We start from the raw sequence: 19,753 nt of genomic DNA on the forward strand, positions 1-19,753 counted from the left end.
TAATCATGGGGTGGACGTCACCGTCGTCGGCAGCGGGCCCAACGGGTTGACCGCAGCGGTGATCTGTGCTCGTGCAGGTCTAAGAGTGCAGGTCATAGAGGCCCAACAGACCTTCGGTGGCGGCGCCCGCACGGCAGCTGACTTCGAATTTCCCGGAGTCCTGCACGACGTGTGCTCAGCGGTGCACCCACTGGCGCTGGCGTCGCCGTTTTTTGTCGAGTTCGATCTGGCCGCCCGGGGCGTGCGGCTGGCCGTGCCGCACATCTCCTATGCCAACCCGCTGCCGGACCGCCCAGCGGCGATCGCCTACCGCGATCTGCGGCAAACCTGCGCCGAACTCGAGCATGGCCCATCCTGGGAGCGCTTGCTGGGCCCGCTCGTAGAGAACTGCGACGCCGCGGTCGATTTGCTACTCGGCGACAAGCGGTCGGTACCCACCGCGCTGCGCCCCGCCATGCATCTGGGTCTACGCGTGCTGGCGCAGGGCACCCCAGCATGGCGCGGACTCGCTGGCGAAGATGCCCGCGCATTGTTCACCGGCGTTGCTGCCCACGCTATTTCGCCGCTGCCTTCGCTGGTGTCGGCCGGCGCGGGGCTGATGCTGGCCACCCTGGCCCATAGGGTCGGCTGGCCCATCCCGATCGGCGGCAGCCAGGTGATTACCGACGCGCTGATCGCCGATCTGCGCGCGCACGGCAGCGAGCTGACCGCCGGGATCGAGGTGACCGAACCGCCCCAGGGCGTCGCCGTCTTCGACACCGCACCCACGGCATTGCTGCAGGTGTATCGGGACACGATCCCCAACCGGTACGCGACCGCATTGCGCCGGTACCGATTTGGATCCGGGGTAGCCAAGGTCGACTTCGTGCTCAACGGCGACATCCCGTGGTCGGATTACCGGATCGCGACGGCCCCGACATTTCACCTCGGCGGTACCCGCGAGCAGATGGCGCACGCCGAAGCAGAAATCGCCGCCGGGCGCCACGCCGATTGGCCGATGGTGCTGGCGTCCTCGCCCCACACGTCCGATCCCGGCCGCGTCGACGACGGCGGCCACCGACCATTTTGGACCTACGCCCATGTGCCGGCGGGGTCTTCCGTCGATGCCACCGAGGCGGTGTGTCGTGTCGTCGAACGGTTCGCGCCCGGCTTCCGTGACGTCGTGGTGGCGGCTCGCAGCGTGCCCGCGGCCGCGATGGCCGCGCACAACGCCAACTACGTGGGCGGCGACATCGCGGTGGGGGCAAACTCCGTCTGGCGAGCGATGGCTGGCCCCACCCCACGGCTAAATCCTTGGCGCACGCCGATTCCGAAGGTGTACCTGTGTTCGGCCGCAACCCCACCCGGCGCCGGGGTCCATGGCATGGCCGGCTACTACTGTGCGCGCACGCTCTTGCGTCGCGAGTTTGGGATTGCCGAAATGCCTAAGCTATCGCTATGACAAAACTCGCGGTCATTTACTACTCGGCCACCGGCCACGGGACAACGATGGCGCGGCAAGTCGCCGCCGCGGCCGAGTCCGCCGGCGCCGAGGTACGGGTGCGACACGTCGCCGAAACCCGCGACCCCGATTCGTTCGCCCACAATCCCGCGTGGTCGGCCAACTACGAAGCGACCAAAGACCTTCCGGCTGCCACCGGAGACGACATCGTGTGGGCCGACGCGGTCATTTTCGGTTCACCCACCCGTTTCGGATCGGTCGCGGCACAGCTGCGCGAGTTCCTCGACTCACTCGGCGGGCTGTGGGCCGAAGGCAAGCTGGCCGACAAGATCTACGCGGCCTACACCTCAACCAACACCGCCCACGGCGGCCAAGAGACCACCCTGCTCACGCTGTACGTCACGCTGATGCATTTCGGGGGCATCATCGTGGCGCCGGGATACACCGACGCGCTCAAGTTCGTCGACGGCAATCCCTACGGAGCGAGCCTGGTGGCCACCCACGACAACATCACCGACATCGACGAGCCGACCGCCAACGCTTTGGACCACCTGGCGCGCCGCGTGGTGCGCACCGCCGATCGGCTCGCCTCCGGCTAAGCCCGGACGCCGAGCGTCACGCCAGGGTGACGGTCGACGCCGAGCGCCACGCTGGTGTGACGCTCGGCGCCGTGAGCCGCAAAGGGCTAGGCCGTCTCGGTGATCGGGCGGTCCACCCAGCTCATCAGGTCGCGCAGCTTCTTACCGGTGACCTCGATCGGGTGCTCGGCGTTCTCCTTGCGCAGCGCCTCGAGTTGCTTGTTGCCGCCCTCGACGTTGGCGACCAGCTTCTTGACGAAGTCGCCGTTCTGGATGTCGCGCAGGATGGCGCGCATCCGCTCCTTGGTGCCCGCGTCGATCACGCGCGGACCGGACAGGTAGCCGCCGAACTCCGCGGTGTCCGACACCGAGTAGTTCATCCGGGCGATGCCGCCCTCGTACATCAGGTCGACGATCAGCTTGAGCTCGTGCAGCACCTCGAAGTAGGCCATCTCCGGCGGGTAGCCCGCCTCAACAATCACATCGAAACCGGTCTTCACCAGTTCCTCTGTGCCACCGCACAACACGGCCTGTTCGCCGAACAGGTCGGTCTCGGTCTCGTCTTTGAAGGTGGTCTTGATGACGCCGGCCCGAGTGCCGCCGATCGCCTTGGCATAGGACAACGCCAGCGCCTCACCCTTGCCGGTCGGGTCCTGGTCGACCGCGATCAGACACGGCACGCCCTTGCCGTCGACGAATTGACGGCGCACCAGGTGGCCGGGCCCCTTCGGGGCCACCATGGCCACGGTGACGTCGGCCGGCGGCTTGATCAGGCCGAAGTGGACGTTGAGGCCATGACCGAAGAACAAGGCGTCACCAGGCTTGAGGTTGGGCTCGATGTCGTTGGCAAAGATCTCGGCCTGGGCGGTGTCGGGTGCCAGCACCATGATGACGTCAGCCCACTCGGCCACCTTGGCCGGCGTATCGACCTCGATGCCCTGCTCCTCGACCTTGGCCCGCGACTTCGAGCCCTCTTTGAGCCCGACCCGCACCTGGACACCCGAGTCGCGCAGACTCAGCGAGTGCGCATGTCCCTGGCTGCCGTAGCCGATCACACCGACCTTGCGGCCCTGGATGATCGAAAGGTCGGCGTCATCGTCGTAGAACATCTCCAATGCCTGGGATGACACGTCTGCCACGTGAATATCTCCTTCTTACTTGTCTTTTCGAAACGTACGAATTTACTTGGCGGCGGTGCCGATGCCGCGCGGACCGCGGGACAACGCCACCATTCCGGACTGGGCGATTTCGCGGATGCCGAACGGCTCCAGTACTCGAAGCAACGCTTCCAGCTTGCCGCGGTCACCAGTGGCCTCGATGGTCAGCGATTCCGGCGATACGTCAATGATCTTGCCACGGAACAGATTTACCGCTTCAATCACCTGACTGCGGGTGCCCGCATCCGCCCGAACCTTGATCAGCGCCAGTTCCCGGGCCACCGAGTGGTCGTCATCCTGCTCGATGATCTTGATGACGTTGATCAACTTGTTGAGCTGCTTGGTGATCTGCTCGAGCGGAGTCGCCTCGGCGGAGACCACGATGGTCATCCGTGACATGTCCTTCTGCTCGGTAGCACCCACAGCCAACGACTCGATGTTGAAACCACGCCGCGAGAACAGCGCCGCGACGCGCGCCAACACACCGGGCTTGTCTTCGACCAGCACCGACAAGGTGTGAGTCTTCGTGCTCATCAGGCGTGCCCTTCGCTCTCGTCGTCGAACAGCGGGCGGATGCCGCGGGCCGCCTGGATCTCGTCGTTGCTGGTTCCGGCGGCAACCATCGGCCAGACCTGCGCATCGGCACCGACGATGAAGTCGATGACCACTGGCCGGTCACTGATCTCCCTGGCCTGGTTGATCACGTCGGCGACATCTTCTTCTCGCTCGCAACGCAATCCCACACAGCCCAGGGCCTCGGCCAGCTTGACGAAGTCTGGGATGCGGTGTGAGTGGGTGGCGAGGTCGGTTTGTGAGTAGCGCTCCTCGTAGAACAGACTCTGCCACTGCCGCACCATGCCCAGGTTGCCGTTGTTGATCAGTGCGACCTTGATCGGGATGCCCTCGATCGCGCAGGTGGCCAGTTCCTGATTGGTCATCTGGAAGCATCCGTCGCCGTCGATCGCCCAGACCTCGGTGTCGGCCAGCGCGATCTTGGCACCCATGGCCGCCGGGATGGCGAAGCCCATCGTGCCCAGCCCGCCGGAGTTGAGCCAGGTGCGCGGCTTCTCGTACTTGATGAACTGCGCCGCCCACATCTGGTGCTGCCCGACTCCGGCGACATAGATGGCGTCCGGGCCGGCGATCTCGCCTAGCTTCTCGATCACGTATTCCGGGCCCAGGCTGCCGTCACTTTGAGGTCCGTAGCTCAGCGGATACGTCGCCCGCACACCCTCCAGGTACGCCAGCCATTCGGACATCTCGATGTTGCCCTGAATGTCGTAGTGGCGCAGCATCGCGATCAGCTCGGTGATAACGGCCTGAACGTCACCCACGATCGGAACATCGGCGTTGCGGTTCTTGCCGATCTCGGCAGGGTCGATGTCGGCGTGGATCACCTTGGCCTCGGGGGCGAAGGAGTCGAGCTTTCCGGTGACCCGGTCGTCGAAGCGGGTGCCCAGGGCGATCAGCAGGTCGCTGCGCTGCAGGGCCGCCACCGCGGCCACCGTGCCGTGCATACCCGGCATGCCCATGTTCTGGCGGTGGCTGTCAGGAAACGCGCCACGCGCCATCAGGGTGGTGACCACCGGAATGCCGGTTAGTTCGGCCAACTCGGCCAGCTGCTCGGTCGCCTCGCCACGAATGACGCCGCCGCCCACGTACAGCACGGGCTTGCGCGCGGCCCCGATCAGCTTGGCGGCCTCACGGATCTGCCGGTTGTGCGGCTTGGTGTTCGGCTTGTAACCCGGCAGATCCATCTGCGGCGGCCAGCTGAACGTGCACTGGGCCTGCAACACGTCCTTGGGGATGTCGACCAGCACGGCTCCGGGGCGCCCCGAGGCCGCGATGTGGAAGGCCTCGGCCAGCACCCGAGGGATGTCGTCACCGGTGCGAACCAGGAAGTTGTGCTTGGTGATCGGCATCGTGATGCCAGAGATGTCGGCTTCCTGGAAGGCGTCGGTGCCGATCAACCCGCGGCAAACCTGACCGGTGATGGCGACCACCGGGATCGAGTCCATCTGGGCGTCGGCCAGCGGAGTCACCAGGTTCGTCGCGCCCGGGCCCGAGGTCGCCATGCACACCCCGACCTTGCCGGTGGCATGCGCGTAGCCGCTGGCCGCGTGACCGGCGCCCTGTTCGTGACGGACCAGCACGTGACGTAGCTTCTGCGAGTCGAACAGCGGGTCATACACCGGCAGGACGGCACCGCCGGGAATCCCGAAGATGATCTCGACGTCGAGTTCTTCCAGCGACCGGATGACCGACTGGGCGCCGGTAAGCTGCTCCGGTGCAACATGTTTCGAGTGAACCGGCGAGGAGTTCACGCCAGCTGCCACGCCGCGCTGCTGCGGCTCTGATGTCGGGGAGTGTCGCTTGGTTGGTGCGCTCACTGTCCTTCTAGTCCTTTGTCCCGCTTCGCTGTCGAAGTCTCGTTGGTTAGGCAACAAAAAACCCCCGTCAGCTCAGCTGCTGCACGAGGGTTGCGCGTTGGTGCTCGATTGACCTAGTCAGGCAACAACGCGCCAACCAAGTACTACAAGCTTTCCGGGGGTTCCGGCGGTATCCATAGCGTCTGACGGTAGCCTTCGCACAGCTCAACCGTCAAATCCGAGGCCTCGAGCTGGTGCTCACCGTCGGCTTCGGCGCCGGTCCGCACCGGCGCCACCGCCCCGACATGGCCAGACGGACCCGATTGCGCGGCGATGGAATGATACGAGGGTGACTACTCAAACGGCGGTGGTGATCAGGGTGTCGCCCATTGCGCACCTTGCGGTTGGCTTTGCGACGCTGGGTCTGCTGATACCGGTGCTGACCTGGCCGCCAAGCGCTCCGCTGCTCCTTCTCCCGGTGCTGGTTTCGGCGCTGATCATCCGGCTGCGGACGGTCGCCGACGAGAACGGGGTGACCGCGCGGACATTGCTGGGCAGTACCACCGTGGCCTGGGATGACATCGAAGGTTTGCGGTTTAACCGCGGTTCCTGGGCGCGGGCCCAACTCAGAAATGGCGGTGAACTGCGGTTGCCCGCGGTTACCTTCGCGACTCTGCCGCAGCTGACCGAAGCCAGCTCAGGGCGCGTCCCCAATCCGTACCGGTGAGGCCGGGCTCAGGCGACTGGATTCACGCCGTTGAGCAACACCCATATCGCGATACCGGCGGCGATGCCCGTTAGCAGGGCGACGAAGGACCCGATGAACGGCCGGTGCGCCCAGCCGCGGCCCGCGTCGAGGCCATAGCGGCCGGGACCGCTCAGGATGACGGCGACGGCCATCACAACCAGGGTGATCTGGTACCCATGGCCGTCGGGCAGGAAGTAGGAGAACTGTGAATGCGGCCGCGCCGAAACGTTGGCGAGCGTGCCGTTGATCAGGAAGGCCAGTGCGCCCGCCCCGGCGAGCGGCGTGAACAGGCCCAGAACCAGCAGCACTCCCACGACGATCTCGCCGCCGGCGCCTACGTAGGCCAGGATGTCGGCATGCTGAAAGCCCACATCTGAGAGCGAGTTCTTGAACGCGGTCACCCCGGAGCCGCCCCACCAGCCGAACAACTTCTGCAATCCATGCGCGATCAGCACCGCCCCCAGCCCAACCCGCAGGATCAGAAGGCCGAAGTTTTGGGTCCCGCGCCGGCTGGCGGCGCGTATCCGCTCGTCTTCCTCGTCCATGTCCAGAGCTGCGGGCGTCGCCGGGATGTGGCGCGCGCCCGGCTGGGGCTGGACGTAGGGCAACGGTTCCTGCGCGTCCATCAGGTTGTATCCCGAAGGCACAGCTCCGGAGTTAGTCGGGTCGTAGGGCGGGATGACGGTGGTGGTTCCGGCGCTGCCAAAGTCACTCGAGTACTTCGCAGGGGTTAAGTCGTCTTCGGGGTCGACCAGGCTCGCCGTGACGGGGCGTCCCGGGATCGGTCCAGGGGAATCGTCCGGTCGTTGCCAACGTGAGTCATTCGAACTGGTCACTCGTGCCAGGGTAAGGGCAACTAGACCTGAATTGGGGATTTGAGCGGCGCTTTCGCCTGTTAAATCCGCACTTCGTACCCGACGGGTCCGCCGGTACCCTCAAATCGGCCCTCAGCCGAGGGACCGCGGTCATCCAAACCAGTGCGGCGGGCCTCTGAGCACAACAGCCTCGACGGCGCACGGTGGCGGCCGGTGGCGGCGCCGCAGACAATGTCCGTAGCCTGTCGGTCATGCGGATACGGCGGTCGATTCGGTACGCGCTCGCTGCGTTGTGCGCGGTGACGTTGGTATCGAGCGGCTGCGCGCGGTTCAACGACGCCCAATCCCAGCCGTTCACCACCAACCCCGAACTGCGGCCTCAGCCCAGTTCGACGCCTCCTCCCCCGCCGCCGCTGCCTCCGACACCATTCCCCAAGGAATGCCCGGCCCCCGGAGTGATGCAGGGCTGCCTGGACAGCACCAGCGGCTTGATCATGGGCTGGGACAGCAAGTCCGCACTGGTGGCCGAGCGCACCACCGGCGCCGTCAAGGAGGTGTCGGTCAGCGCAGAACCCAAGGTGAAGGTGGTCATCCCGGTCGACCCGGCCGGTGATGGCGGCTTGATGGATATCGTGCTCTCGCCGACCTATTCGCAGGACCGGTTGATGTACGCCTACATCAGCACGCCCACCGACAACCGGGTGATCCGCATCGCCGACGGCGACGTCCCCAAGGACATCCTGACCGGTATCCCCAAGGGCCCCACCGGCAATACCGGCGCGTTGATCTTCACCAGCCCCACCACGCTGGTCGTCATGACCGGAGACGCGGGTAGCCCAGAGATGGCCGCCGATCCCAATTCGCTGGCGGGCAAGGTGCTGCGGATCGAGCAGCCCACCACGATCGGGCAAGCCCCGCCCACCACGGCGCTGGCCGGCATCGGCTCGGGGGGCGGCATGTGCATCGACCCCGTCGACGGCTCGCTCTACATCGCCGATCGCACGCCGACCGCGGATAGGTTGCAGCGCATTACCAAGAACTCAGAGGTTTCCACGGTGTGGACCTGGCCGGACAAACCCGGCGTAGCCGGGTGCGCGGCGATGGACGGGACCGTGCTGGTCAACCTGATTGAAACCAAGCTGACGGTGGCGGTCCGGCTCGCGGCGTCGACCGGGGCAGTCACCGGTGAGCCGGATGTGGTGCGCAAAGACACGCACGCACATGCCTGGGCATTGCGCATGTCACCGGACGGCAACGTCTGGGGCGCCACGGTCAACAGGACCGCCGGCGATGCCGAGAAGCTTGATGACGTGGTGTTTCCGCTGTTCCCGCAGGGCGGCGGATTCCCCCGCAACAACGACGACAAGACCTGACGATCGGGCCCCTACTAGGGCGTGTCTGCTTAATGTGAATGGTGTTTTGGCTGATGCTGTTTGGGTGATGCGGACGCATGCGATTTCTGATGATTTGTGGTCGCTGATCGTGGCGGTGTTGCCTGCGGGGCGGCGGCGTGGCCGGCCGTGGAACGATCATCGACGTACTCTGGAGGGCATTATCTGGCGTTACCGTACGGGATCTCCGTGGCGTGACCTGCCCGAGCACTTCGGTCCCTGGCAATCAGTGGCCGAGAGGCATCTACGCTGGTCGGTCGATGGCATCTACGCGCGGATCTTCGCGGCGATCGCCTCTGACCTCGACGCCGAGGACGCCGACCTGGGCGCACTGTTGTCGGTCGATTCGACCAGTGTGCGCGCCCACCAACACGCAGCCGGAGCGCGCCCGGGCGCCGCACAGGGGATCTGTCGAATTACAAGAAATATCTCGATGAGCCCGATGACCACGCCATTGGGCGTTCCCGCGGCGGGCTGACTACCAAGATCCACGCCTTGACCGACCAGCTGTGCAGTCCGGTCACCCTGGCACTGTCGGCCGGTCAAGCCGGTGATAATCCGATGCTTTGGCCATTGCTGGCCGCCCGGTGCAGCAACTCATACGCCCCGTTTCACCTGCTGGCGGACAAGGCGTACTCCCATGACTCGACGCGGGCACAGCTGCGCCGGCTCAAGATCGCCCACACCATCCCCGAGCGCAGCGACCAGATCACCCGCCGCAAAGCCAAAGGCCGCAACAGAGGACGGCCTCCGGGGTTCTCAGGCCGAATCTACAAGCACCGCAACACCGTCGAGCGAAGCTTCAACCGGCTCAAACACTGGCGCGCGGTCGCCACCCGCTACGACAAATACGCCCTGACCTACCTCGGCGGTGTCACCCTGGCCGCCATCATCACCTACCACCGCGTCCGCAATTAGCAGACAGGACCTAGGGCGCGACTAAGGATAATCGAGGGTGAATCGCACGCCGTATCGGCGCGTCACCTCAGCGGGTTTGTGGAACCGGGTCGGCTCCTCCTGGCCGGGTTCGAAGTCTTCAACATCGAGGTCGGACAGGTAGAGCAGTTCTTCCGGGGCATCGGGAGCCCAGACAGCAATCGGCTCCAGCAGGTAGGCCACGTGGTCGCCAACGTCGCTGCGGCTCAAGATCCTGCCGACGAAACACGCGGCAGCATCGTCGAGAATCGGCATGCCGTAGGGACCGGCGCGCCACGAGCAACGTTCGAATTTGTCAGCCTCCTCGCCCGCTTGGCTGCCGAAGAGTTCGGCCAGGGCCTGGTGCCGACGGGCCAGCACGTGCACCGCGACACAGTCGGAGCGGCTCGCCGGCTCCACCATGCGGCTGGTGGTGGGCATCCCGATCATGAAACTTGGTGGCTGCACGCTGGTCTGGGTGGCAAAACTGACCATACAACCCGACGGGACCGCGTCGGCCTGGGTTGTCACCACAAACACCGGCGCGTCCAGCATCGCCATCATGTCTTCGAACGGTTCACCGACCACATCAACATCATGGATGCACAACGCCGGTTGTGACACTCTTTCTCACGATTGGTCAGCGAACACTCAGCGAGGCTAGGCCTGGCCGCAGGCCACCAGCACCAACTCCCGCACCCGAGCCGCATCGGCCTGGCCGCGGGTGGCCTTCATCACCGCCCCGACGATCGCGCCGGCGGCCGCGACCTTGCCGGCGCGAATCTTTTCCGCCACTTCCGGATTGGCGGCCAGGGCCTCATCAACCGCCGCCTGAGTCAACGAATCGTCGCGGACCAGTTCCAGGCCACGGGCGGACATCACCTGGTCGGGCTCACCTTCCCCGGCCAGCACGCCCTCCACGACCTCGCGGGCCAGCTTGTTGGACAACTTGCCCGCTTCCACCAATGCCACGACGGCCGCGACCTGAGCCGGGGTGATGGCCAATTCGTCCAGGCCGATGCCGGCCTCATTGGCCTTTTGCACAAGGAAGTTGCCCCACCACGAGCGCGCCTCCTTGCTCGAAGCGCCATGCGCAATGGTTGCGGCCACCAGGTCCACCGCGCCAGCATTGACCAGATCGCGCATCACCTCGTCGGAGATGCCCCACTCTTGCTGAATTCGCTTGCGGCTCAACCACGGCAATTCGGGAATGGTGTGGCGCAATTGCTCCACCAATTCGCGGCTGGGTGCGACGGGCTCCAGGTCGGGCTCGGGGAAGTACCGATAGTCCTCCGCCGTCTCCTTGACCCGTCCCAGGCTCGTGTAGCCGGCCTCATGAAAGTGCCGCGTCTCCTGGGTGATTTGCCCACCGGCCTCCAGGACGGCAGCTTGGCGCTGCATTTCGTAGCGGACGGCAACTTCAACGCTCTTGAGCGAGTTGACATTCTTGGTCTCGGTCCGAGTACCGAATTCCGCTGCGCCTGAAGGCTTTAGCGACACATTCGCATCGCAGCGCATCGAACCCTGATCCATTCTCACGTCGGATACGTCCAATGCCCGCAATAGGTCTCGCAACGCCGTCACATAGGCGCGCGCGACCTGTGGTGCCCGCGCACCGGCACCTTCGATGGGCTTGGTGACGATTTCGATGAGCGGCACACCGGCGCGGTTGTAGTCGATGAGCGAGGTCGTCGCTCCGTGGATACGGCCCGTCTCGCTGCCGAGGTGGGTGAGTTTGCCGGTGTCCTCTTCCATGTGGGCACGTTCGATCTCTACCCGCCAGGTGCTGCCGTCTTCGAGCGGCGCTTCAAGGTAGCCGTTGATGGCGATCGGCTCGTCGTACTGCGAAATCTGGTAGTTCTTGGGCATGTCCGGGTAGAAGTAGTTCTTCCGCGCGAAGCGACACCAGGGAACGATCTCGCAGTTGAGCGCCAACCCGATGCGAATCGCCGACTCGACAGCGACCTGGTTGAGCACCGGCAACGATCCGGGCAGACCCAGGCAGACCGGGCAAACTTGCGTGTTGGGCTCGGCGCCGAACGTGGTCGCGCAGCCGCAGAACATCTTCGTCGCGGTGGACAGCTCCACGTGTACCTCGAGGCCTAGCACCGGATCGAAGCGTGCAATGACCTCGTCGTAATCGAGCAGCTCGGCGCTAGTGACCGTCATGTCGTTCGATCCTAGTGGTGGTCGCGAAACCGGCGAAGCCGGGCGAAGCGGGCCGGCCTCAGCCGAAGAATTCAGCGGCGTCGTCGTAGCGGCTCTGCGGTACCAGCTTGAGCTGTCGAACGGCGTCGGCCAGGGGTACGCGTCCGATGTCCTGACCGCGCAGCGACACCATCTGGCCGTATTCGCCCGCATGTGCGGCGTCAGCGGCATTGACGCCGAACCGGGTGGCCAGCACCCGGTCGTAGGCCGTCGGCTGTCCGCCCCGTTGCACGTGGCCCAGCACGGTCACCCGGACATCCTTGTTGATGCGCTTTTCCACTTCCCAGCCGAGCTGAGCGGCGACACCGGTGAATCGTTCGTGACCGAATTCGTCGAGTCCGCCCTCGCGCAACTGCATCGAGCCCGAAACGGGCTTGGCGCCCTCGGCGACCACACAGATGAAGTGCGAATCGCCTCGCTGGAAGCGCTGTTTGACCAGACGACACACCTCTTCGATGTCGAAGGGCTGCTCAGGGATGAGCGTCATGTGTGCGCCAGATGCCAGCCCGGAGTTCAGCGCGATCCAGCCCGCATGCCTACCCATCACCTCGACCAGCATCACCCGCTGGTGGGACTCCGCGGTGCTGTGCAGCCTGTCGATAGCCTCGGTTGCCACCATCAAGGCCGTGTCGTGGCCGAAAGTCACATCGGTGCAGTCGATGTCGTTGTCGATCGTCTTGGGCACGCCGACCACCGGAACGTTCTCTTCGGACAGCCAGTGCGCGGCGGTCAGCGTGCCTTCGCCGCCGATCGGGATGAGCACGTCAATGCCGTTGTCGTCTAACGTCTGTTTGATCTGGGGCAAACCGGCCCGCAGTTTGTCGGGGTGTACGCGGGCGGTGCCGAGCATCGTTCCGCCCTTGGCCAGCAGCCGGTCGTTGCGGTTGTCGTTGCGCAACTGCAGCCGCCGGTTCTCCAGCAGCCCGCGCCATCCGTCCTGAAATCCGACCACCGATGAGCCGTACCGGGCGTCGCAAGTACGCACCACCGCCCGGATCACCGCATTCAGCCCTGGACAGTCGCCGCCTCCCGTGAGAACTCCAATCCGCATGCCTTCATCTTGCCTGGGGCGGCGACCATTGGCGCGAGCAGACGCAAAATCGGCCGAAATAGGCTGGATTGGCGCGATTCTGTGTCTGCTCGCGCGGAATCAGATGGCGCTGGGTAGCGGGCCTCGGGCGGCCTCGTAGGCCGCGCCCACCCGGTAGAGCCGGTCGTCGGCCAACGCCGGCGCCATGATCTGCAGCCCCACCGGCAGCCCGTCATCCGGAGACAATCCCGACGGCACCGACATGCCGCAGTGCCCCGCCAGGTTCAGCGGCAGCGTGCACAGGTCGAACAGGTACATCGCCAGCGGGTCGTCGACCTTCTCCCCGAGCGGAAACGCGGTGGTCGGGGTCGCCGGCGAAACCAACACGTCGACCGATCGATAGGCCTCGTCCAGATCGCGGGCGATCAGGGTGCGAACCTTCTGCGCCTGGTTGTAGTAGGCGTCGTAGTAGCCCGCCGACAACGCGTACGCGCCGATCATGATGCGGCGTTTGACCTCGGGCCCGAACCCGGCGGCCCGCGTCATGGCCATCACCTCTTCGGCGCTGTGGGTCCCGTCATCGCCGATCCGAAGCCCGTAGCGCATCGCGTCGAAGCGCGCCAGGTTGCTCGACACTTCCGACGGCAGGATGAGGTAGTAGGCGGCCAGCGCATGGTCGAAGTGCGGCCAGTCGACCTCGCTCACCTCGGCGCCAAGCGCGGTCAGCTGCGCTACCGCGGCCTCGAACGAGGCCAGCACTCCGGGCTGGTAGCCGTCGCCCCGCAGCTGCTTGACCACCCCGATGCGCACGCCGCGCAGGTCACCGGACGCGCCGGCCTTGGCCGCGCCGACCACATCGGGTATCTCGGTTTCCAAAGAGGTGGAGTCCTTGGCGTCGTGACCGGCGATCACCTGGTGCAGCATGGCGGTGTCCAGCACGGTGCGCGCGCACGGCCCCCCTTGATCCAGGGAGGAGGCACAGGCCACCAGCCCGTATCGGGAAACGGTGCCGTAGGTGGGTTTGACACCGACTGTCGCGGTCAGCGCGGCCGGCTGGCGGATCGACCCGCCGGTGTCCGAGCCGATGGCCAGTGGAGCCTGGTAGGCGGCCAAGGCCGCGGCGCTACCACCGCCGGAGCCGCCGGGTACCCGGTCGAGGTTCCACGGGTTGCGGGTCGGGCCATAGGCGGAGTTCTCCGTCGAGGAGCCCATCGCGAACTCGTCCATGTTGGTCTTGCCCAGAATCGGGATTCCGGCCGCGCGGAGCCGCAGTGTGAGCGTGGCGTCGTACGGGGAGCGCCAGCCTTCGAGGATCTTGGACCCGCAGGTGGTGGGCATGTCGACGGTGGTGAACACGTCTTTGAGCGCCAGCGGCACCCCGGCCAGCGCCGACGGCAGCCGCTCCCCCGCGGCCAGGGCGGTATCGACGGCCGCCGCCGCAAACAGCGCCTCGTGCGCCCCGATGTGCAGGAAGGCGTGGTACCTGTCATCGGTCGCCTCGATCTGGTCCAGGCAGGCCTGAGTCAGCTCGGTCGCGGACACCTCTTTTGCGGCAATCTTGGCGGCCAGCGTGGCGGCGTCGGATCGGATGAGGTCGGTCATTCGCTATCCCCCAGAATCTGCGGAACGGCGAAGCGGCCGTCAACCGCTGCGGGCGCCTCGGCCAGCGCCTCTTCCTGCGTCAGACACGGCGCCGTCTGGTCTGCGCGCATCACGTTGACGTCTTTGAGCGGATTATCGGTGGCTTCGACGCCGGTGACGTCGACGGCCTGGATCTGGCTGACGTGCGTCAGGATGGCGTCGAGTTGACCAGCGAAGCTGTCAAGCTCATCTTCGGTCAACGCCAGACGGGCAAGCCGGGCCAAGTGGGCCACCTCGTCGCGGGAGATCTGGGACACGAGCGAAAAGCCTAACCGCGCCCGTCGGGCCGGTTTCACGCGCGTCACCGAATGCGACGCGATGCCCGTCTCCCGAGCAGTTCGAGGCGGCCGTGATGCGGCCCGATCGTGTCCTGCCGAAATGCCCCACGCGCATCGCTGTGCAACAGTGATGCGCGTGCCTTCGTATCTGTTGCGCATCGAACTGCTGGACCGTCCAGGCAGCCTGGGGTCGCTCGCGGTCGCACTCGGTTCGGTAGGTGCTGACATCTTGTCGCTCGACGTCGTCGAGCGCGGCTGTGGATATGCAATCGATGATCTGGTCGTCGAACTTGCTCCGGGCGCCATGCCGGACGCATTGATCACCGCCGCGGAATCCCTCAACGGCGTCCGAGTGGACAGCGTGCGTCCGCATACCGGCCTCTTGGAAGCCCACCGTGAGCTGGAGCTTCTTGACCACGTCGCCACGGCGCGGGACAACACGTCCCGGCTGCAGGTTCTGGCCAACGAGGCGCCCCGAGTGCTGCGGGTCAGCTGGTGCACGGTGCTGCGCAGCGTCGAGGGCGAGTTGCAGCGGTTGGCCGGAAGCCCGGGCGCCCCGGAGACGCGTGCCGCTTCGGCACCGTGGCTTCCGATCGAGCAAGCCACACCGCTGGACGGAAGCGCCGAGTGGGTGCCAAAGGTCTGGCGCGATATGGACACCAGGATGGTGGCCGCGCCGCTGGGCGACCAGCACACTGCGGTCGTGCTGGGGCGGCCCGGCCCGGAATTTCGGCCCTCGGAGGTGGCTCGGCTGGGCTATCTGGCCGGGATCGTGGCCACCATGCTGCGCTAGCGCGGCGCGGCTAGGGCGTGTCTGCTTAATGTGAATGGTGTTTTGGCTGATGCTGTTTGGGTGATGCGGACGCATGCGATTTCTGATGATTTGTGGTCGCTGATCGTGGCGGTGTTGCCTGCGGGGCGGCGGCGTGGCCGGCCGTGGAACGATCATCGACGTACTCTGGAGGGCATTATCTGGCGTTACCGTACGGGATCTCCGTGGTGTGACCTGCCCGAGCACTTCGGTCCCTGGCAATCGGTGGCCGAGAGGCATCTACGCTGGTCGGTCGATGGCATCTACGCGCGGATCTTCGCGGCGATCGCCTCTGACCTCGACGCCGAGGACGCCGACCTGGGCGCACTGTTGTCGGTCGATTCGACCAGTGTGCGCGCCCACCAACACGCAGCCGGAGCGCGCCCGGGCGCCGCACAGGGGATCTGTCGAATTACAAGAAATATCTCGATGAGCCCGATGACCACGCCATTGGGCGTTCCCGCGGCGGGCTGACTACCAAGATCCACGCCTTGACCGACCAGCTGTGCAGTCCGGTCACCCTGGCACTGTCGGCCGGTCAAGCCGGTGATAATCCGATGCTTTGGCCATTGCTGGCCGCCCGGTGCAGCAACTCATACGCCCCGTTTCGCCTGCTGGCGGACAAGGCGTACTCCTATGACTCGACGCGGGCACAGCTGCGCCGGCTCAAGATCGCCCATACCATCCCCGAGCGCAGCGACCAGATCACCCGCCGCAAAGCCAAAGGCCGCAACAGAGGACGGCCTCCGGGGTTCTCAGGCCGAATCTACAAGCACCGCAACACCGTCGAGCGAAGCTTCAACCGGCTCAAACACTGGCGCGCGGTCGCCACCTGCTACGACAAATACGCCCTGACCTACCTCGGCGGTGTCACCCTGGCCGCCATCATCACCTACCACCGCGTCCGCAATTAGCAGACAGGACCTAGTGCGATTCTTTGGCAACCACCGGGTCGTCGTCTTCCCATAGCAGCAGTTTACGAACGGCCGTCCGTGGACCGTAGGGGCGCAGCATCTGGCTGGCCGGACGGGGGCGCACCCGCAACGGCCACCAGAACCAGCGCCCGAGCAGCGTGGCGACCGACGGTGTCATGAACGAGCGCACGATCAGGGTGTCGAACAACAGGCCAAGACCGATGGTGGTTCCTATCTGACCGAGCACCTGAAAACCGCTGAACACGAAGGCGCACATGGTGACGGCGAACACCAGGCCGGCCGAGGTGACCACCGAGCCGGAGCCCGCCATGGCACGGATGATCCCGGTCTTGAGTCCGGCACCGATCTCCTCTTTAAACCGTGAGATGAGTAGCAGGTTGTAGTCGGACCCCACGGCCAAGAGCAGGATCACGGCCAGGGCAAGCACCACCCAATACAGCTTGATGCCAAAGAGGTACTCCCACACCAGCACCGACAGGCCGAATGAGGCCCCCAGCGACAGCGCAACCGTGCCTACGATGACCAGCGCGGCAACCAGGCTTCGGGTGAGAAACATCATGATCAGCAAGATCAGGCTCAGCGCCGCGATCCCGGCGATGATCAGGTCGTACTTGGCGCCGTCTTGGATGTCGTAGTAGGTGGCCGCGGTGCCGCCGAGGAAAAACTGCGCCCCGGCCAACGGGGTGCCCTTGACGGCTTCGTGGGCGGCCTTCTTGATCGGGTCGATGTGCGAGATGCCCTCGGGGGTGGCGGGATCGCCTTCGTGGGTGATGATCATGCGGGCCGCCTTGCCGTCAGGCGAAAGGAAAAGCTTCAGACCGCGTTTGAAGTCGGGATTGTTGAAGACCTCGGGCGGCAGGTAGAAGGTGTCGTCGTTTTTGGCCATATCGAAAGCCCGGCCCAGTGCCGTGGCGTTTTCGATCGCTGCCGCCGTCTGCGCATAGATGCCCGACAGGGTCGCGTAGTTCGCCATCAGCAGTTCGCGATTGGTCTCCTGGCTGGCGATCTGGGGTGGGATCAAGCCCACCAGTTTGGGCTGCAGCGCGTCGAGCCGGTCCAGGGTCGCCGTGAGGTCCTCGAATTTCGATGTGAGCTGGTCGATCCCGTCGAGCGCGTCATAGATCGACCGCAGCGCAAAGCAGACCGGGATGTCATAACAATGCTTCTCCCAATAGAATCCCAATAGAAGTAGCTGCGTATCGGCCGGAAGAAGTCGTCAAAATTCGCGATCTTGTCGCGCAGCTCTTTCATCGTCGCGATGGTGTCGTGGAAGTTCTCGGCCTCGCCGTGCGTCGTGGCCGCGAGTTCCTGCTGCAGGGCGTATTGCTTGTTCAGCAGGTCGATCGTGGTCGATAGTTCGCCGGCCTGCTTGAGCAAGTCGTTCGCGCGATCTCTTTGGTAGGTGAGGTTTTCGATCTGATTGGCGCTTTGCGCGCTCATCTGAAACGCCAGCGAACTGTGATCAAGCGGGGTGCCCAACGGCCGGGTGATCGACTGCACCTGGGCGATGCCGGGTACATGAAAAACCGCCTTGGCCACCCGGTCCAGGATGAGCATGTCGGCCGGGTTGCGCAGGTCGTGATCGGTTTCGATCATCAGCAGCTCGGGCTCCAACCGGGAGCGGGAAAAGTGCCGCTCGGCGGCCGCGTATCCGACGTTGGCCGCGGCGCTGGAGGGCATGTAGGGGCGCGTGTCATAGCTGGTCTTGTATCCCGGCAGGGCCAGCAGACCCACCAGCGCCAACGACGCGCATGCCACCACCAGAACGGGGCCGGGCCACCGGACGATCGCGGTGCCGATCCGCCGCCAGCCGCGGGTTCGCATCGCGCGTTTGGGCTCGAAGACGCCCACCGCCGAGCCCAGCGTCAGCACCGCAGGCCCCAGGGTCAGCGCGGCCAGCAGCGCAACCAGAATGCCCAGTGCGGCAGGGATACCCAGGCTGTGGAAATAGGGCAACCGGGTGAAGCTCAGACATGCCACGGCACCGGCAACGGTCAGGCCCGAGCCCAGGACGACGTGGGCGGTACCGCGAAACATCGTGTAGAACGCGGTATCTCGTTCCTCGCCGGCAGAGCGGGCCTCCTGATAGCGGCCGACCACGAAGATCGCGTAGTCGGTTCCGGCGGCGATGACCAGCAGCGTGAGCAGATTCGTTGCGTAGGTTGAGAGCCCGATGATTCCGGCATTTCCCAGCACGGCGACGATGCCGCGGGCGGCGGCCATCTCGATGAGCACGGTGAGCAGCACCAGCAGCGTGGTGAGGACGGAGCGGTAAACGAAGAACAGCATCACCGCGATCACCCCGACGGTGATCGTGGTGACCTTGGCGTTCCCCTTGCTGCCCACCTCGAACTGATCCGCGATCAGGGGCGCGGCGCCGGTGACATATGCCTTGATGCCCGGCGGCGCCTGGGTGTGCTCGACGACGTCACGGACCGCGTCCACCGACTCGTTGGCCTGCGCCGAACCGAGGTTTCCCGTCAGGTAGACCTGCACGTAGGCGGCCTTGCCGTCGGTGCTCTGCGCGCCCGCCGCGGTGAGCGTGTCGCCCCAGAAGTCTTGTACATGCTCGACGTGCTTGGTGTCTTGTTCGAGCTTGTGAATCAGGGTGTCGTAGAACTTGTTGGCGTCGGCGCCGAGCGGATTGTCGCCTCGAGCACCACCATGGCCGAGCTGTCGGAGTCGAACTCACCGAACACCTTGCCGATTCGCTTGGTCGCCTGCAACGACGGCGCATCGGGGGAATTCATCGCCACGTTGTGGGTCTTGCCGACGTCCTCCAGCTGTGGCACCGAAGCGTTGGTTATCGCGGCAAGGGCCAGCCACAGCAGCACGATGGGAACCGCGAGCCGGCGGATGGCGTGCGGGATGCGAGGCGGCGTGGGCTGCTGGTCACTCATCCGGACTTGTCCAGACAGAAGGTGTAGGCATCGGGGGTGTTGACGATCCGCTCGTCCTTGACTTCACCGTTGACCGTGATCCGGCAGCCAATGGTGCCGCCGTTGCCCTGCGCCACCACGTTGCCTAGAACCGCCGGCTCCGTCGTGGTGATGGTGAAGGACCAGGGCAGCGGCGCATCCACGACTTGCTGGGGTTGAGCGTTCACGTCGAGGTAGTTGATGGTCGCCACGGCCCCCGGGGCGCCGAACACATCCAGAACTACCTGTTTGGGGTTGAAAAGGGGACGATTTCATTCGAGAGGCCGTTGGCGCCCGAAGCGTTGTTGTGCGACCCGAAAATCCCGTGCAAACGATAGATCGCAAATCCCGCGATCACGACGACGGCCACCGCGACAATCATCATCCACCCCCTCCTGACGAGGGCTGCCATTCAAATCTCCTTCACTCGTTGGCCTTTCGACGAGGGGCCGAAGCACCCGTGCCCGGGTGGCGGTGCACTTCAAGTGAGTTTGACTGCTATGACAGTACGGTACTGG

General features: G+C 65.2%; 15 protein-coding genes and 4 pseudogenes. 7 read left to right on the forward strand and 12 right to left on the reverse strand.

The genetic code is table 11. The features are described 5' to 3' along the window. Positions 1-10: 10 nt before the first annotated feature. A complete protein-coding gene (locus G6N41_RS24750) occupies positions 11-1,441 on the forward strand; it encodes a phytoene desaturase family protein (RefSeq protein WP_020728173.1) in 1,431 nt (476 codons plus the stop codon). After that, the gene (gene wrbA / locus G6N41_RS24755) at positions 1,438-2,040 is read left to right on the forward strand and encodes an NAD(P)H:quinone oxidoreductase (RefSeq protein WP_198965955.1); all 603 of its coding nucleotides are present in this window, start codon (positions 1,438-1,440) and stop codon (positions 2,038-2,040) included. Before G6N41_RS24750 ends, wrbA begins: the two co-directional genes overlap by 4 nt. 86 nt (positions 2,041-2,126) lie before the next feature. Here the strand turns inward: wrbA and ilvC are convergent, their stop codons facing one another. The 4 genes from ilvC to G6N41_RS29660 form a co-directional block, all read right to left on the reverse strand. Then, positions 2,127-3,128 carry a ketol-acid reductoisomerase gene (ilvC, locus tag G6N41_RS24760; protein ID WP_198968008.1) on the reverse strand — a complete coding sequence of 334 codons (1,002 nt, stop codon included), beginning with the start codon at positions 3,126-3,128 and terminating at the stop codon, positions 2,127-2,129. A 72-nt stretch (positions 3,129-3,200) separates the two neighbouring features. Next, positions 3,201-3,710, reverse strand: a complete 510-nt coding sequence (gene ilvN, locus G6N41_RS24765; protein ID WP_011740020.1) for an acetolactate synthase small subunit — start codon at positions 3,708-3,710, stop codon at positions 3,201-3,203. Continuing rightward, positions 3,710-5,566 carry an acetolactate synthase large subunit gene (locus G6N41_RS24770; RefSeq protein ID WP_198965956.1) on the reverse strand — a complete coding sequence of 619 codons (1,857 nt, stop codon included), beginning with the start codon at positions 5,564-5,566 and terminating at the stop codon, positions 3,710-3,712. The genes ilvN and G6N41_RS24770 overlap by 1 nt, the downstream gene beginning before the upstream one ends. A gap of 143 nt (positions 5,567-5,709) precedes the next feature. Next, positions 5,710-5,832, reverse strand: coding sequence for a hypothetical protein (locus G6N41_RS29660; protein ID WP_020728169.1), 123 nt, complete (start codon positions 5,830-5,832; stop codon positions 5,710-5,712). An 80-nt stretch (positions 5,833-5,912) separates the two neighbouring features. On the opposite strand from G6N41_RS29660, the gene G6N41_RS24775 reads away from it, so the two are divergent. Further along, positions 5,913-6,272 (forward strand): PH domain-containing protein, encoded by a 360-nt coding sequence (locus G6N41_RS24775; protein WP_407663847.1) that lies wholly within the window; start codon positions 5,913-5,915, stop codon positions 6,270-6,272. A gap of 8 nt (positions 6,273-6,280) precedes the next feature. Here the strand turns inward: G6N41_RS24775 and G6N41_RS24780 are convergent, their stop codons facing one another. Further along, positions 6,281-7,129 carry a DoxX family protein gene (locus G6N41_RS24780; protein WP_198965958.1) on the reverse strand — a complete coding sequence of 283 codons (849 nt, stop codon included), beginning with the start codon at positions 7,127-7,129 and terminating at the stop codon, positions 6,281-6,283. Between the two features lie 230 nt (positions 7,130-7,359). On the opposite strand from G6N41_RS24780, the gene G6N41_RS24785 reads away from it, so the two are divergent. Further along, the gene (locus G6N41_RS24785; RefSeq protein WP_198965959.1) at positions 7,360-8,481 is read left to right on the forward strand and encodes a PQQ-dependent sugar dehydrogenase; all 1,122 of its coding nucleotides are present in this window, start codon (positions 7,360-7,362) and stop codon (positions 8,479-8,481) included. Positions 8,482-8,545: 64 nt separating this feature from the next. Beyond that, positions 8,546-9,417: pseudogene (locus G6N41_RS24790) on the forward strand (IS5 family transposase). 21 nt (positions 9,418-9,438) lie between these two features. Here G6N41_RS24790 and G6N41_RS24795 read toward each other — a convergent pair. From G6N41_RS24795 to gatC, 5 genes are all read right to left on the reverse strand, one after another. Next, the gene (locus G6N41_RS24795) at positions 9,439-10,038 is read right to left on the reverse strand and encodes a flavin reductase family protein (protein ID WP_407663681.1); all 600 of its coding nucleotides are present in this window, start codon (positions 10,036-10,038) and stop codon (positions 9,439-9,441) included. 36 nt (positions 10,039-10,074) lie between these two features. Next, positions 10,075-11,583, reverse strand: coding sequence for an Asp-tRNA(Asn)/Glu-tRNA(Gln) amidotransferase subunit GatB (gene gatB, locus G6N41_RS24800; protein ID WP_198965961.1), 1,509 nt, complete (start codon positions 11,581-11,583; stop codon positions 10,075-10,077). Positions 11,584-11,641: 58 nt separating this feature from the next. Next, entirely contained in the window at positions 11,642-12,673 is a 1,032-nt protein-coding gene (locus G6N41_RS24805; RefSeq protein ID WP_198965962.1) for an ATP-dependent 6-phosphofructokinase, read from the reverse strand. 99 nt (positions 12,674-12,772) lie between these two features. Beyond that, positions 12,773-14,254: an Asp-tRNA(Asn)/Glu-tRNA(Gln) amidotransferase subunit GatA gene (gene gatA / locus G6N41_RS24810; protein WP_198965963.1), complete on the reverse strand. Its 1,482-nt coding sequence runs from the start codon at positions 14,252-14,254 to the stop codon at positions 12,773-12,775. Then, positions 14,251-14,550, reverse strand: a complete 300-nt coding sequence (gene gatC / locus G6N41_RS24815) for an Asp-tRNA(Asn)/Glu-tRNA(Gln) amidotransferase subunit GatC (RefSeq protein ID WP_011740011.1) — start codon at positions 14,548-14,550, stop codon at positions 14,251-14,253. Before gatC ends, gatA begins: the two co-directional genes overlap by 4 nt. 157 nt (positions 14,551-14,707) lie before the next feature. Between gatC and G6N41_RS24820 the strand changes: the two genes are divergently transcribed. Together G6N41_RS24820 and G6N41_RS24825 are read left to right on the forward strand one after the other, a co-directional pair. After that, complete coding sequence (locus G6N41_RS24820) at positions 14,708-15,364, forward strand: ACT domain-containing protein (RefSeq protein ID WP_094358040.1); 657 nt, start codon at positions 14,708-14,710, stop codon at positions 15,362-15,364. A 60-nt stretch (positions 15,365-15,424) separates the two neighbouring features. Continuing rightward, positions 15,425-16,296 (forward strand): annotated as a pseudogene (locus tag G6N41_RS24825) (IS5 family transposase). Between the two features lie 10 nt (positions 16,297-16,306). On the opposite strand, the pseudogene G6N41_RS24830 reads toward G6N41_RS24825, so the two are convergent. After that, a pseudogene (locus tag G6N41_RS24830) lies at positions 16,307-19,217 on the reverse strand (MMPL/RND family transporter). Next, a pseudogene (locus G6N41_RS24835) lies at positions 19,214-19,647 on the reverse strand (MmpS family transport accessory protein). The pseudogenes G6N41_RS24830 and G6N41_RS24835 overlap by 4 nt, the downstream one beginning before the upstream one ends. Between the last annotated feature and the right edge of the window lie 106 nt (positions 19,648-19,753).

Origin of the sequence: Mycobacterium shottsii, from assembly GCF_010728525.1 — a bacterium.
Lineage (GTDB): Bacteria > Actinomycetota > Actinomycetes > Mycobacteriales > Mycobacteriaceae > Mycobacterium > Mycobacterium marinum.